The 13,217-nt window shown below is 60.6% G+C and carries 12 protein-coding genes and 1 riboswitch; of the genes, 8 read left to right on the top strand and 4 right to left on the bottom strand.

Features of this window, described 5'->3' with window-relative positions:
- Window positions 1–7 precede the first annotated feature (7 nt).
- From ACSOSP_RS16225 to ACSOSP_RS16215, 3 genes are all read left to right on the top strand, one after another.
- Window positions 8–1,315 carry a c-type cytochrome gene (locus tag ACSOSP_RS16225; RefSeq protein WP_455308275.1) on the top strand — a complete coding sequence of 436 codons (1,308 nt, stop codon included), beginning with the start codon at window positions 8–10 and terminating at the stop codon, window positions 1,313–1,315.
- 268 nt (window positions 1,316–1,583) lie between these two features.
- A complete protein-coding gene (gene trhA, locus ACSOSP_RS16220) occupies window positions 1,584–2,204 on the top strand; it encodes a PAQR family membrane homeostasis protein TrhA (RefSeq protein WP_455308273.1) in 621 nt (206 codons plus the stop codon).
- A 297-nt stretch (window positions 2,205–2,501) separates the two neighbouring features.
- Window positions 2,502–4,028 carry a DEAD/DEAH box helicase gene (locus ACSOSP_RS16215; protein ID WP_455308271.1) on the top strand — a complete coding sequence of 509 codons (1,527 nt, stop codon included), beginning with the start codon at window positions 2,502–2,504 and terminating at the stop codon, window positions 4,026–4,028.
- Between the two features lie 215 nt (window positions 4,029–4,243).
- Here the strand turns inward: ACSOSP_RS16215 and ACSOSP_RS16210 are convergent, their stop codons facing one another.
- Both ACSOSP_RS16210 and ACSOSP_RS16205 read right to left on the bottom strand, forming a co-directional pair.
- Window positions 4,244–4,759 (bottom strand): hypothetical protein, encoded by a 516-nt coding sequence (locus ACSOSP_RS16210; protein ID WP_455308269.1) that lies wholly within the window; start codon window positions 4,757–4,759, stop codon window positions 4,244–4,246.
- Window positions 4,760–4,845: 86 nt separating this feature from the next.
- The gene (locus tag ACSOSP_RS16205; protein WP_455308267.1) at window positions 4,846–5,673 is read right to left on the bottom strand and encodes a ferritin-like domain-containing protein; all 828 of its coding nucleotides are present in this window, start codon (window positions 5,671–5,673) and stop codon (window positions 4,846–4,848) included.
- Between the two features lie 747 nt (window positions 5,674–6,420).
- Here ACSOSP_RS16205 and ACSOSP_RS16200 point away from each other — a divergent pair.
- On the top strand, window positions 6,421–7,200 hold the full coding sequence (locus tag ACSOSP_RS16200; RefSeq protein ID WP_455308265.1) for a DeoR/GlpR family DNA-binding transcription regulator: 780 nt from the start codon (window positions 6,421–6,423) through the stop codon (window positions 7,198–7,200).
- Window positions 7,201–7,530: 330 nt separating this feature from the next.
- Window positions 7,531–7,728, top strand: coding sequence for a hypothetical protein (locus ACSOSP_RS16195; protein ID WP_031359543.1), 198 nt, complete (start codon window positions 7,531–7,533; stop codon window positions 7,726–7,728).
- 94 nt (window positions 7,729–7,822) lie between these two features.
- On the opposite strand, the gene ACSOSP_RS16190 is transcribed toward ACSOSP_RS16195, so the two are convergent.
- Entirely contained in the window at window positions 7,823–8,203 is a 381-nt protein-coding gene (locus ACSOSP_RS16190; RefSeq protein ID WP_455308263.1) for a hypothetical protein, read from the bottom strand.
- Between the two features lie 256 nt (window positions 8,204–8,459).
- Between ACSOSP_RS16190 and glpD the strand changes: the two genes are divergently transcribed.
- From glpD to ribB, 3 genes are all read left to right on the top strand, one after another.
- The gene (glpD, locus tag ACSOSP_RS16185) at window positions 8,460–10,037 is read left to right on the top strand and encodes a glycerol-3-phosphate dehydrogenase (protein WP_455308261.1); all 1,578 of its coding nucleotides are present in this window, start codon (window positions 8,460–8,462) and stop codon (window positions 10,035–10,037) included.
- Between the two features lie 164 nt (window positions 10,038–10,201).
- Window positions 10,202–10,960, top strand: a complete 759-nt coding sequence (locus ACSOSP_RS16180) for a helix-turn-helix domain-containing protein (protein WP_455308260.1) — start codon at window positions 10,202–10,204, stop codon at window positions 10,958–10,960.
- 100 nt (window positions 10,961–11,060) lie between these two features.
- Window positions 11,061–11,255: riboswitch (FMN riboswitch) on the top strand.
- A gap of 159 nt (window positions 11,256–11,414) precedes the next feature.
- Window positions 11,415–12,134 carry a 3,4-dihydroxy-2-butanone-4-phosphate synthase gene (ribB, locus tag ACSOSP_RS16175; RefSeq protein ID WP_455308258.1) on the top strand — a complete coding sequence of 240 codons (720 nt, stop codon included), beginning with the start codon at window positions 11,415–11,417 and terminating at the stop codon, window positions 12,132–12,134.
- 206 nt (window positions 12,135–12,340) lie between these two features.
- Here ribB and ACSOSP_RS16170 read toward each other — a convergent pair whose 3' ends face one another.
- Window positions 12,341–13,210, bottom strand: coding sequence for a hypothetical protein (locus tag ACSOSP_RS16170; protein ID WP_455308256.1), 870 nt, complete (start codon window positions 13,208–13,210; stop codon window positions 12,341–12,343).
- Window positions 13,211–13,217: the final 7 nt, after the last annotated feature.

Genomic DNA, 13,217 nt, shown 5'->3' with positions numbered 1-13,217 from the left:
GAAGAATATGAAACGCAAGTCCCTGTTCGCACTTTCGGCTGTTGTTGTCATTACGGCCGCCGCAGCCGCCGCCGCACTCTGGTCGGGTGGCGACACCTTCCATTCCTTCCGTTCAGGCGGCGCCGTAGCCGCCGTGCCCGCCGACCAGACCGAGTTGATCAAACGCGGTGAATATCTGGCGCGCGCCGGTGACTGTATTGCCTGCCACACGGTTCGCGGCGGCAAGACGTTTGCCGGCGGCCTGCCCATGCTCACGCCGTTCGGCACGCTGTACACGCCGAACATCACGCCGGATGACCAGTACGGTATTGGCAAGTGGACATCGGATGATTTCTACCGGTCAATCCATCTCGGCCGCTCGAAAGACGGCAGCCTGCTGTACCCGGCCATGCCGTTCACGGCTTATACCAAGGTCACGCGCGCCGACTCGGACGCCATGTTCGCGTACATGCGCTCGGTGCCGCCGGTCAATGTGCCCAGCCGTCCGCACGAACTGCGCTTCCCGTTCAACCAGCGCAACATGCTGATTGGCTGGCGCGTGCTGTTCTTCAGCGAAGGCGAATTCAAACCGGATCCGACCAAGTCGGTTGAGTGGAACCGCGGTGCTTACCTGATCGAAGGACTTGGCCATTGCAGCATGTGCCATACATCGATCAACGCAATGGGCGGCCCGGTCAGCTCGGCGGCGTTCGGCGGCGGCCTGATCCCGTTGCAGAACTGGTATGCGCCGTCGCTGACGTCGAATAAGGAAGCCGGCCTCGGCGACTGGGACATCAAGGACATCAACGACCTGTTGAAGACCGGTGTGTCGCAACGCGGCGCTGTGTTCGGCCCGATGGCAGAAGTGGTCCACAACAGCTTGCAGTACTTGTCGGACGCGGATATCAACGCCATGTCGACGTTCCTGAAGTCGATCCCGCAAAAGGGTGAAGCGCCGGAAACGATGCAGTTCGAGACATCGGCGCAATTCGGTTCGGAGTTGCTGCAACAGGGCAAGAAGATCTACACGGAAAACTGCGCGAAGTGTCACGCGGAAAATGGGCTCGGCAAACCGCCGGCCTATCCGCCGCTTGCCACCAACCAGTCCATCCAGATGCCATCGGCCGTGAACCCGATCCGCATGGTGCTCAACGGCGGTTATCCGCCGAGCACGGACGGCAACCCGCATCCGTATGGCATGCCGCCGTTCGCTCAAGCGCTGTCGGATACGGAAGTCGCTGCGGTCGTGACGTACATTCGTATGTCGTGGGGTAACCACGGTACGCCGGTGTCGCCGCAACAAGTCAGCAACCTGCGTTCGGCACCGCTCGACTGATAAAAGAAGGGTTTTCCGCAGGTAGCGTAAAATACGCTGAAAGGCGCAAGCAGGGCGCAGGCCTCGAAACCGGGGCTGCGCCCTTCTTCTTTTTTGAGCACGAATAAGCTGGATCGTGGGCAGGCAGGCTGGATGGACCTCGGGGCAGGTAAAATGCCCGGATTGGTTTGGCGGATTGCGTAGGTTCTGCTCTCCGGTCTCAGCATTTCTGAAAGCAGAAAAGCGCGGCGTTGCAGACAGGATCGCAATATCGCGATGAGGATGGTCGATGCATTTTGGTGAGCGGTTCAACAGCGTTACCCATCTCGTCGGCACCGTGCTGTCGGTGGCAGGGCTCGCAACGCTCGTCACCATGGCCGCATTGGAACGCGACCCGTACAAGATCGTCAGCTTCGCGGTGTACGGCGCCATGTTGCTCGTGCTGTACACAATTTCCACGCTGTACCACTGGGTCCGCAGCCCGCGGGCCAAGGCGGTATTACAAAAATGCGATCATTCGGCCATTTACTTGCTGATCGCAGGAAGCTACACCCCGTTCTCGCTCGTCACGCTGCGTGGACCGTGGGGATGGTCGTTATTCGGCGTAAGCTGGGGCCTCGCCGCTCTTGGCATCGTTCAGGAACTCACGCTCGGGCGTCGAACCCGCAGCGTATCGATGGTGATTTACGTGTTGATGGGTTGGCTCGCGCTCGTAGCCATCCGTCCTCTCGTTACAGCATTACCGCCCGCAGGCACGGCGTGGCTGCTGGCCGGCGGTTTGATCTACAGCGCAGGCATTTACTTTTTCATCAACGACGAGCGCATCCGGCACGGACATGGTATCTGGCACCTGTTCGTACTGGGCGGCAGCTTGTGTCAATTCGTCAGCATTGCACGCTACGTTGCTTGAGTACGTTGCGTGAGACTGCCCTAACCGGCACCTAATGCCTGACGCGAAGCGTTTTACGGCGTTTCAAATGCAACTTAACGCCAGTCAGCGTGTCTTGATAGCGCGTTGATCTTCGCGGCATCTTTCCCGGCGCTCGTAGCGTGTACCTCGAGCAAGCGCCCCGAACGACATGCCGCCCGATTTCCTCGATCGTCGTACGCACGCACCTGATTGTGCGGGCCGCCTTTTTTTGGGGCATCAAGCCTTTTGGGGCTTTAAGCGATAGCGCCGGTCGTCATACCGAATCTGTGAACACTTATGTCTTTTGATTCTCTCGGCTTGTCCGAACCCTTGCTTCGCGCTGTCAACGAACTCGGCTACACCGTCCCTACTCCCATCCAGTTGCAGGCCATCCCGGCCGTGCTGAACGGCGGCGACCTGCTCGCAGGCGCCCAAACCGGTACGGGTAAGACAGCGGGCTTTACGCTGCCTATCCTGCAACGTCTGTCCGAAACACCCGCGCCGGCGGCCGGCGCCAAGCGCCCGGTCCGCGCGCTGATCCTCACGCCGACGCGCGAACTCGCCGCCCAGGTGGAAGAAAGCGTGCGCGCGTACGGTAAGTATCTGAAACTGAAATCGACCGTGATGTTCGGCGGCGTAGGCATCAATCCGCAAATCGATGCCCTGCGACGCGGTGTGGATATCGTCGTGGCAACGCCGGGCCGGTTGCTCGATCACATGCAGCAGAAGACCATCGACTTGTCGAAGCTCGAAATTCTGGTCCTCGATGAAGCCGACCGCATGCTCGACATGGGTTTCATCCACGACATCAAGCGCGTGCTCGCCAAGCTGCCGCCGAAGCGCCAGAACCTGCTGTTCTCGGCGACCTTCTCCGAAGAGATCAAGACGCTTGCGGACGGCCTGCTCGACCGCCCGGCATTGATTGAAGTGGCGCGTCGGAATTCGACGGTTGAAGCCATCGCGCAGAAGATTCACCCGGTTGATCGCGACAAGAAGCGCGAGTTGCTCACGCATTTGATCCAAAAGAACAACTGGTTCCAGGTGCTGGTCTTCACGCGCACGAAGCATGGCGCGAACCGGCTCGCCGAGCAGTTGACGAAGGACGGCATCAGCGCGCTGGCCATTCACGGCAACAAGAGCCAGTCGGCACGTACGCGTGCGTTGGCCGAGTTCAAGGACAACACGCTGCAAGTGCTGGTGGCGACGGATATTGCGGCGCGCGGTATCGATATCGACCAGTTGCCGCACGTCGTCAACTTCGATCTGCCGAACGTGCCGGAGGATTATGTTCACCGGATCGGACGTACCGGGCGTGCCGGGGCGACTGGTGAGGCGCTGTCGCTGGTTTGCGTCGATGAACATCAGTTGCTCAAGGACATCGAACGCCTGATCAAGCGGCCGATTCCGCAGGAAGTGATCGCGGGTTTCGAACCGGATCTGACGCAAAAGCCTGAACCGATTCTCCGACGCGGCCAAGGCGGCGGCGGCGCGCGTCAAGGGCAAGGGGCGCCGCGTCAGGGCGCGCCTCGTCAGGGTGCGCCGAAACAGTCGAACGGCGGTGGACGGCCATCGGCCAAGCCGGCTGTTAACGGCGGTAACGGCGGTGGTGGTGGCAATGGCGGTAATGGTGGCAACGGTGGCGGCTACGGTTCCCGCTCGCCGAAGCCCGTTGCGGCGAAAGCAGGTGGCAATGGCGCCGCGCCGCGCAAACCCGAAGGCTCACGTCCGACTGGCGCTGCGCTGCTTGGCGGCAAGCCGCGCAGCGAAGGCAGCGGCGGTGCAGGTCGACGCGATACGCCGCGCACGGGACAACGCGGGCGTTAAGGAACGTGATGAGGGCGCGGGCAGGTTGGCTCGCCTGTGCCTTCTACGTGTAACGACCGCGCCGAGGCGGGGAGGTTATGCGAGCGTTGACGCTTCTGGCGTTGACGCTTCGAGCCTCGCCATGCTGGCGAAAAGCCAGGTGCCAACCTTCTCTCTCTGCGGCGTATCCACCCTGCATAGCACTCGAAGCGGAGCCTCGGCTCCGCTTTTTCGTTTCAAGCAGCGGCGCTCGCCGCACGCTTCAGCACATCGATCTGTTTTTTCCAGCGCGCCAGCACCGCGTCCCCCTGACCCTGAGCGAACTCGAATCCAATGCCCTGCACGAGCCGTGCATAAGGCACTTTCTGCCATTCCCCACTTTCTATCGTCGCGATAAAACACGTGACCGGTGCACCCTCCAGCGGCGCAATTTGCGCTTCGAGTTGCACCTGGAAGAAGGCTTCGTCGAAGACGAAAGTCAGTGTGGCGCAACCGGTCTTCGACACCAATCGTGCCGCCCGAGACTGCGGCCACAACGAAAAACACAACGTGCCCGGATCCGGCGCGAACAACTCGCCAACACTCAATAGTGACGTGCGAACGCGGCCTTCATCGGCGGCGAGCAACGACGCCGTGAAGCCCGTTTTCGTCTCGATCGATGTGCCGTCGAACAAGGTCCGCAATTCGGCCGGCCATTCGTCGAACGTGCCGTGCTCGATACCATGATCGCCGGACGCAGTGGAATCAGTCATGCGGATCTCCGTGAAAAGACGATGGCCCGCGAAAGCGGGCCATCGATTAAAGCGTACCGAACCGTTCAACGCAAACGCCGGCTGATCTATCGGAAGAACACGTGCTGCGTGATCTTCGCGAGCGGATAGTGCACGCTAGGCTGAATTCGGGCCGGCAGATCGAGTGGCTTGAGCAGCATTTTCACGCACATATCGGCCGACAAATTTCGTCGGACCAGCGCATTCACCCGCGCCGCCAACTCGCGGTTATGCGCAGTGTCATGGGTTCGCTCGGGATAGCGGATCGCAAATACATGGCGCAACGCGATCTCGGAATCCTCATTCTTGATTTCCATCACACGACGCAGCAATGCGCCGAGTACAGCGAAGCGGCCGTTGCCCTCGATCCTGTTGTACTTCTTGAAAAAACGGAAGAAGTGCTTGTAATGGCGGACTTCATCGGTGCGAATGTTGTCGGTAAGTTGCTTGAGCACCGGGTCATCCGAACACTCGTTGATTGCCCGATACAGCGTGGCCGTCCCGGTTTCAACCACGCATCGCGCGACCATTTCCAGCGCGCGCGTTTTTTCGAAGTCCTCGACTGAACACGTCAGCGAGTATTCGGCGAAGAAGTTCTTGAATGCCGTATCCCAGTCGAACTCGGGCCACACGTGATTGATATACGTTTTCAACGCGCGACCGTGCTGCATTTCTTCCGGTTCCCACTCATTGTTGAGCCAGTCGGAAACTTCGGGATCGTCGTTGAAATAGGTGCTCAAGTTGCTCGTATAAAGATCGGTCCCGCTCTCAATGAACGAAGCCGCGCAAAGCAACAGGAGAAGGTGTTCGTTAGATGCCGCTTTGCGCCGGTCGATCCGGGACAGGTCAATGTCTTCGATTCGCCAGGGCATCACATGGGTACTATCAGTGTGCATAAAAATCGCGCTCCCAAAGCTGTACTGAACGCGCCGTCAGCCAAACCGGCCGAAAATCGGGCGACGCCGTGAACGCAAGTCGCGGCGTCCTCATGTGGTTAAGGACTTGGTTTCTGCATCTTAGCCGGGTTGCAACTAAGCTGCAGGCCCCAGGACAGACCGTCAGAACCACACGTCAGTTCCGGATACCGCACAAAACAGCATAAATCGTACCGGGCTGGAGGGCGTTGCGATAACGCATGTCACGACTGATTCCCACCCGCTTACAGTCACATTTCGGCAAGCTGCTCAACGACGATTCGGCAATAGCGTTTTCACCAAGCGATTTTTTATACTGAGTTCGCATGCAGCGAAAGAGTTCGGCCGCTAAGCCGCATGCAGAGTCGCTAGCATCAATTTTGCCATCCTGAAGAGTTGTTGCGCAGGACGCGAAGCATGCAATCCGTACGCTCGGTGTAGACATGGGAACATGCGGATATGTACACGTTTAGGTCACGTGAGAGCGGCATCATTCCGGGCCATTCGTACTTGCCCCACGACTTAATGCGTCGTAACGAACTTGTCGCTCTCAATGTGCCGCGTGAGCCGCACTCTTCCTTGGCAAGGCCCTCGCCGGCGAGCTTGCACGAGTATCGCCGGACAGCGATTCCCAAAGGCCGGGACGGGTGATCGAGCATTGCGGGTCTGCCGGCCCTTTCCCTTACAATACGGGCCACCTCAAGACAATAAAGCGCACTCTTCGACGCCATGACACGAGATCCCCGCATCACCTTGAATGCACGGCAGCAAGAGCTGCTCGACTGGGTGCAACGCGATGGCTTCGTGACGGTAGAGGACCTGGCCACGCATTTTGACGTCACGCCGCAAACCATTCGCCGCGACGTCAACTGGCTCTCCGACATGAACCTGCTGCGCCGTTATCACGGTGGTGCAAGTCTCCCGACCAGTTCGGAGAACGTTTCATACACGGCGCGCCAGCGCATGTTCCACGATGAAAAGCGTCGCATAGCCGCGCTGGTCGCTCAGCACATTCCCGATCAGGCATCGCTTTTCATCAACCTGGGCACCACGACCGAAGAAGTTGCGCGGGCGCTGAACCGGCATCGCGGCTTGCACGTGATCACGAACAACCTCAACGTGGCGAGCATGATGAGCGGTTACCCGGAATGCGAGGTGCTGATCACCGGCGGCATTGTGCGGCCCTGGGACAAGGGGATTGTGGGCGAGCTGGCTATCGACTTCATCCGCCAGTTCAAGGTGGACTTCGCGATCATCGGGGCGTCGAGCATTGAAACCGACGGCACGTTGCGCGATTTCGATACTCGCGAAGTCCGCGTGGCCGACGCGATCATTAAACACGCCCGCACGGTATTCCTCGCCGCCGATCATTCGAAGTTCGGCCGCCCGGCGCTCGTCCGGCTCGGTCACCTGAGCCAGATCGACGCGCTTTTCACCGATGCCCCCGCGCCCCCCGAAATGGCCGAAACGCTTGCCGAGGCAAACACGCAGGTGTTCGTAGCGGACTGACATCCGGCCCCGCAAACCTGCGCCTCCAGTGCCCGCTGGCTGTGTGCACTGCGGCAGGAACCTCAAGTAAATTCTACGATTCCGCTTGTCCGCCGAACCGCTTTCGCGCCCCAAAAAAGTCAAACCCAATATTTTCCGCAATCGTTTGGCACTCAACCGGCGCTTGCCTACAATCAAATCCCGGCAACGAAGCGCCGCTTTTCGGCGCCGCCAAACACGCTATGCATCATGCGTCTGCCGGATCGAAGTTCCAGCCTTGCACAACGTTCCTAAGCACGAGTGCCGGTCGCCGACCGGACAAAGTGCCATTAGATCGTCATGGAGAACACGATGCTCAGTCCGCATGAATTTGCCACACTGCTGCTATTGCAAGACGCCCCTCATCAGATGGACATGGTGCGCGATGAACTCGACGCCCTGCTCGAACGCCAGCTTGTCCAGTTAGAAAATCTCGCGTCTGGACGCCAGCTGTGGAGCCTGACGGCTTCCGGCGACTCCACGATCAAAGCAATCAAACGGTATTCATAAATCCGCTGTTCGGGCAGTTCACCCTCGCGGCGAGTGAATCAGGCCGCGAGCGGATCAATTAGCGAGCCGATTAGCGAACCACTTAACGGACCACTTAGCCAGCGCGCAACGTCGGGTCGACGGTCGCGCGCCAGCTAAGCGCTTGCGCCCGCTGATCCGCGAAGAACGAAGCCCACGCGCTTTGCGCCGCCGCTGTACGGCTCGCATTAAACGTTGCATATTGACTCGCGATTCCCGCCTGGAACGCGCAGTACTGCTCCTTCGGCAACTTGCCGCGCTTTTGCGCGATGTAGGCATCGAGAAACGCCGAATACACGCCCTGTGCGTCCGTGCCGTAATCCACAGCGCTGCCACCGCACATGGACTGAAGCGCGGCCAGGGACGGCGCGCGACCAGACCCCGCCACATCAGGCGCGGATAAACATCCGCCCAGCATCAGCGCGCTTAGCGCGCCGGCCACCAGCATCTTTCGCATTGCATTCACTCCTTCATCTTCAGTAGCTAGAGTATCGGTCGGCGGCCCGCTTCGCGCCACTCGACCGGACGGCCTATGAGCCCAAATTGGGCGCAAATACGACCGCGATCTGCAGTTTTCCGGCAAAACGCCGTAATAGCGGAGCGTTAGCCGTTCAGACGACTTTACATTTTCGTTTTTGTTCGTTAAATTTCGAATTCGAACATTATTATGTTCCGACGGAGTTTTCCGTTGGTGGCCATGGGGCGGACAAGCGATGCAAGGCAATCTTTATGATGTGCTCGTGGTGGGCGGCGGGGTCAATGGCACGGGTATAGCGCGGGACGCGGCAGGCCGTGGCCTCTCCGTCATGCTGTGCGAAAAGGACGATCTGGCTTCGCACACGTCGTCGTCGAGTACGAAGCTCATTCACGGCGGGCTCCGTTATCTCGAATACGGTGAATACCGGCTCGTGCGCAAGGCGCTTCAGGAGCGTGAGGTGCTGCTGCGCGCGGCGCCGCACATCATATGGCCGTTGCGTTTCGTCATGCCGCACATGCCCAACCTGCGCCCCGCCTGGATGATCCGCGCCGGCCTGTTTCTCTACGATCACCTCGCGCGCCGCGAATTGCTGCCCGGCTCCCGGGGTATCAACATGCGCCGGCACGCCGCCGGTGCTCCGCTTATCGACTCAATCAAGCGCGGTTTCGTTTATTCCGATGGCTGGGTGGACGACGCACGGCTCGTCGCGCTCAACGCGGTTGACGCGCAGGAACACGGCGCGGTAATCAAGACGCGCACGCGCCTGGTGAGTGCGCGGCGTGGCGAAGGCGTTTGGCATGCGACGCTCGCCGACAATCACGGCGCGACCTTTGACATTCGAGCGCGCTCCATTGCGAACGCTGCCGGGCCGTGGGTCAGCGACCTGCTCAAGGATTCCCTCAACAGCAACACACACACGCGCCACACCGTGCGGCTGGTCAAGGGTAGCCACATAGTCACCCGGCGCCTCTTTGAGCATGACCACGCGTACATTTTCCAGAACCCGGACAAGCGCATCATCTTCGCGATTCCGTATGAGCACGACTACACGCTGATCGGAACCACCGACCTCGAGTATCACGGCGACCCGTCGAAAGTCGCCATCAGCCCGGAAGAAACCGCGTACCTCTGCGACTCCATCAATCGCTACTTCAAGAAGCACATCAGTCCGGCTGACGTCTGCTGGACCTATGCCGGCGTGCGTGGCCTGCTCGAGGACGAAAACGCGGAGAACGCATCGGCCGTCACGCGCGATTACCTGCTCGAACTCGACACGCCCGCGAACGAAGCGCCTTTGCTATCGGTGTTCGGCGGGAAGATCACCACGTTTCGCAAGCTGGCTGAAGAAGCCGTCGACAAACTCGGCGCCGCGCTGCAATCGCCGGCACGGAGTAAAACCTGGACCGAAGGCGCGCCGCTGCCGGGCGGGGACATTGCCAATGCCGACTTCACGCTGTTCCTCAGCGCGTTCAAGCAGCGCAATCGGTGGCTGCCGGAAAAGCTCGCGCATCGTTACGCACGGGCTTACGGCACGCGCGCGCAAAAGCTCCTGGGCGATGCAAGCTCCCTTGCCGGTCTCGGCAAGGAGTTGGCACCGGGTCTCTACGAAGCCGAACTCCGCTATATGCGAGACAACGAATGGGCGACCTGTGCGGACGACGTGCTCTGGCGCCGCTCAAAACTCGGCCTGCATCTGGAGCCGGGGTCGCTGGATGACGTGATTCACCGCATTGACGCGTGGTTCGCGTCGGGACAGCAGGAAGCGGAGCCGCTAGTGACGTCGTCCACAACGCCCACTCGCACGGTCGTTTAACCGGGCATTGCCGCGGATAGCTACCCTGCCGCGCCTGATAACGGTGTGACGATATCTTCGTTTGACGTCAGTTAAGCCGATGCTAGTCTTGCCTTCACTCGTTTGCGCGCCATTGCGCGGAGCGGGACTTTTCGGAAGCACGACTGAAAGACTGGAGGCTCATCATGGTTGCACCGGCTTATTCATCGCTGGAACTCGTGCGCGAGTCGTTCGATGCGCACGCGCCGGCCGAACTCGCCGAGGCAACAAAGGCGGCGTCGGCGAGCGCTCATCATGCACATCACGCGCAGCAGACCGACGCGCAGGAAGCGAGCGACGCGCTCGAATATCTCGTTGGCGTGAACCTGGCGCGGCTGCGCGCCGAACGCCAGCTCTCGCTCGATGCCCTCGCTCGCGCCTCAGGCGTATCGCGCGCCATGCTGGCGCAGATCGAATCGGGGCGCAGCGTGCCGTCCATCAAGGTGCTGCACAAGATTGCGAGCGCGCTGAAGGTATCGGTGGCCGCTTTCCTTCGACGCCACGCGACCAATGGCATCGAATATTTGCCGGCTGAGCAGGCAACGCGCCTCGTGACATCGAACGGACGCTTCTCGGCCCGGCCGCTGTTTCCGCTGAGTGCGCCGGCATCGGCGGAATTCCATGAACTGCGGATTGCGCCGCTGCACGCCGAATCCGGCAGCCCACGCCCGCCCGGCACCACGATCAATCTGGTCGTGAGCGACGGCACACTGGAAATCCGCTTGCATGACCGGGCGCAGTTGCTGGCCACCGGCGACGCCATTGTGTTCGATGCCGATCAGCCCCACACGCTGCGCAATCCCGGTAACACTGAGGCGCGTGCGTACCAGGTGACGGTGAACGCGGAAACGCCGCCGCGCTGGCATGTTCCGGCCGATTCACGTCGTATCGACGATGCCAGCTAGGCGCGTTTAAGTACAAGCTTCAAACAGGCAGTGCTGCAAGATGGCCAAGTCTGTTGTATCCTGAAATCAGTCGCGTTGTTAAGTGTTTAGCGACAAGTCAGTACGTCTTCAGGGCGGGGTGCAATTCCCCACCGGCGGTATGCGAGCGGCGACAGCCTCTCGCGAGCCCGCGAGCGCCCGTGAACGTGGCCGTGGTTCGCAAGCAATTGCGAGCCACCTGTCACAAGTAACGGGGTCAGCAGATCTGGTGAGATGCCAGAGCCGACGGTCATAGTCCGGATGGAAGAAGATGTGCAGACGGTCATGTCCGTTTCGCGTGTTTGCCGCGGCGTATTTGCGTCCGCGCTGAACCGGCGCTGTCGAATTAATGGCGCTGAAAACGCGTGTCGTTCTGTCTGTTTGCAATGCCCTGAAACGTTTTTCGCCCCATTTCCTTTGCGAGAGCGTTTCATCCATGTCCTACTCAGCTTCCACCTCCCCGGCTACCGCCTTTGCTGATCTTGCGCAACTTCGCGCAGGCGATGCACCCGTTGCTATCCCCCACCGAATTGCCGTTGCCCTGCAAGCGTTGCGCGAAGGCCGCGCGGTCGCCCTGCTCGACGACGATGATCGCGAGAACGAAGCCGACCTTATTTACGCCGCTGAAAAGCTCGACGTTGAAGGCATGGCGCTGATGATCCGGGAGTGCAGCGGCATCGTGTGCTTGTGCCTTCCTGACGAGACCGTTCGCGCGCTCCACCTGCCACCGATGGTCGCCGACAACGGCAGCAAATACGGCACTGCGTTCACGGTTTCTATCGAAGCACGCGAGGGCGTGACGACAGGCGTATCAGCTATTGACCGGCTGACCACGATCCGCGCCGCGATCGGCGACAACGCGAAAGCTGGCGACATCGTGAGCCCGGGTCACGTGTTCCCGTTGCGCGCGCAGCCGGGCGGCGTGCTGACCCGGCGCGGCCATACGGAAGGAACCGTCGACCTGACGATCCTCGCCGGGTTGAAGCCGGCCGGCGTGCTGTGCGAACTGATGAACCCGGATGGCACGATGGCGCGCGGCGCGCAGATCGATGCGTTCGTGAAAGAGCGCAACATTCCGGTGCTGACGATCGCCGAACTCGCCGATTTCCGGATGGCGCTCGCCGCCGCGCGTGAATTGGCGGAAGAGACGGTTTAACGGCTGGAGGCTCCGTTCATTCAATCGGGCCATGAAAGAAAGGAAAAACGCGGCCCTGAGTTGAAGGGTCGCGTTTTCGTTTGAGCATCGTGAGAAAGCCGAGGAACAGCCGCGTTCGGCAAAAACTCAACCACCGCCGCGCCGGTCGTCGCGTTTCGAATCGCTCTCATGCGGCATCGAAACCCAAACACCGGCGACACAAAAAATCACGCGGGTTCCGTCCTCAAAATCGCCGCGAACTTCCTGTAAAGCCAGACCGAGCAGGTTGCTCCCGTCGCCGTATAAAGCAGCGTGCCCACGCTTTGCACAATCATCAGACCCAAGGTCAGGCTGCCGATGGACCCTGCCGCCGCCAGCATTTCCGCGACCACGGTCAGCACCGTCGCAATTCCCACGATAGGCAGGATCGCGAGCAACGCAGCCGTCGCGATAAACCAGAAGTGCCCGCGCGTGTCCTCCCAGGCGGCACGCCATTGAATCCGGCCGCCAGCCGCAGTATGCGGAAACAGCAAGGAAAGCCGCGCCGATACATAACTCACACCGCATACGACCAGCACCGCGAGCGTGGCGGCGCCAGCCATTGACGTGCCGCTGGACAATCCCGCCAGCCGCAACCCGATCCAGACGATCATGACTGCGAGCGTCGCGCCCACGTACCCGGCAATCAGCGCGATGCAGAGCAGGAAATAGCGCCGGATACCGGCGTCCCAGAGGCGTGTCGCCGGGAGGACCGGCGTGGGCGTGGCGGAAGCTGCGATGGGCTCCGCGCTCAGTTTCATCGCGAAGCGGACCACGAACACGGCCAGCACGGCCAGAACCAGCGTCTGTACGAACGTGACGCCAAGAGAAATCAGCCCTTGAGTGAAGCCGTCGCTGTGACCTGCGCTGCTGCTGGTCATCGCTGTCAGCGAACCGCTTGATGCCGCCATCCCGGTGAATTGCGCCTTGTATCCGGCGGTTGCCGTCGCGAGCACGGCTACGAAGGCCACCAGAAATACGATCGGCATGTGCCGCACGGCGGAGGCGGCGTCGCGCCATGCGCCCTTCAGGCATTGGCGCAGCGTGATGTCTTCCATAAAACCT

The sequence above is a fragment of the Caballeronia sp. KNU42 genome (genome assembly GCF_053760385.1).
This window is presented reverse-complemented; position numbering and strand designations above follow the sequence as displayed.

Excerpts from the sequence above, each read along its gene's own strand:
- ACSOSP_RS16215 (WP_455308271.1), top strand. The coding sequence starts at position 2,502 with ATGTCTTTTGATTCTCTCGGCTTGTCCGAACCCTTGCTTCGCGCTGTC.
- ACSOSP_RS16190 (WP_455308263.1), bottom strand. The coding sequence starts at position 8,203 with ATGCGAAAGATGCTGGTGGCCGGCGCGCTAAGCGCGCTGATGCTGGGC.
- ACSOSP_RS16225 (WP_455308275.1), top strand. The coding sequence starts at position 8 with ATGAAACGCAAGTCCCTGTTCGCACTTTCGGCTGTTGTTGTCATTACG.
- ACSOSP_RS16205 (WP_455308267.1), bottom strand. The coding sequence starts at position 5,673 with ATGCACACTGATAGTACCCATGTGATGCCCTGGCGAATCGAAGACATT.
- ribB (WP_455308258.1), top strand. The coding sequence starts at position 11,415 with ATGTCCTACTCAGCTTCCACCTCCCCGGCTACCGCCTTTGCTGATCTT.
- trhA (WP_455308273.1), top strand. The coding sequence starts at position 1,584 with ATGCATTTTGGTGAGCGGTTCAACAGCGTTACCCATCTCGTCGGCACC.
- ACSOSP_RS16180 (WP_455308260.1), top strand. The coding sequence starts at position 10,202 with ATGGTTGCACCGGCTTATTCATCGCTGGAACTCGTGCGCGAGTCGTTC.
- glpD (WP_455308261.1), top strand. The coding sequence starts at position 8,460 with ATGCAAGGCAATCTTTATGATGTGCTCGTGGTGGGCGGCGGGGTCAAT.
- ACSOSP_RS16210 (WP_455308269.1), bottom strand. The coding sequence starts at position 4,759 with ATGACTGATTCCACTGCGTCCGGCGATCATGGTATCGAGCACGGCACG.
- ACSOSP_RS16200 (WP_455308265.1), top strand. The coding sequence starts at position 6,421 with ATGACACGAGATCCCCGCATCACCTTGAATGCACGGCAGCAAGAGCTG.
- ACSOSP_RS16170 (WP_455308256.1), bottom strand. The coding sequence starts at position 13,210 with ATGGAAGACATCACGCTGCGCCAATGCCTGAAGGGCGCATGGCGCGAC.
- ACSOSP_RS16195 (WP_031359543.1), top strand. The coding sequence starts at position 7,531 with ATGCTCAGTCCGCATGAATTTGCCACACTGCTGCTATTGCAAGACGCC.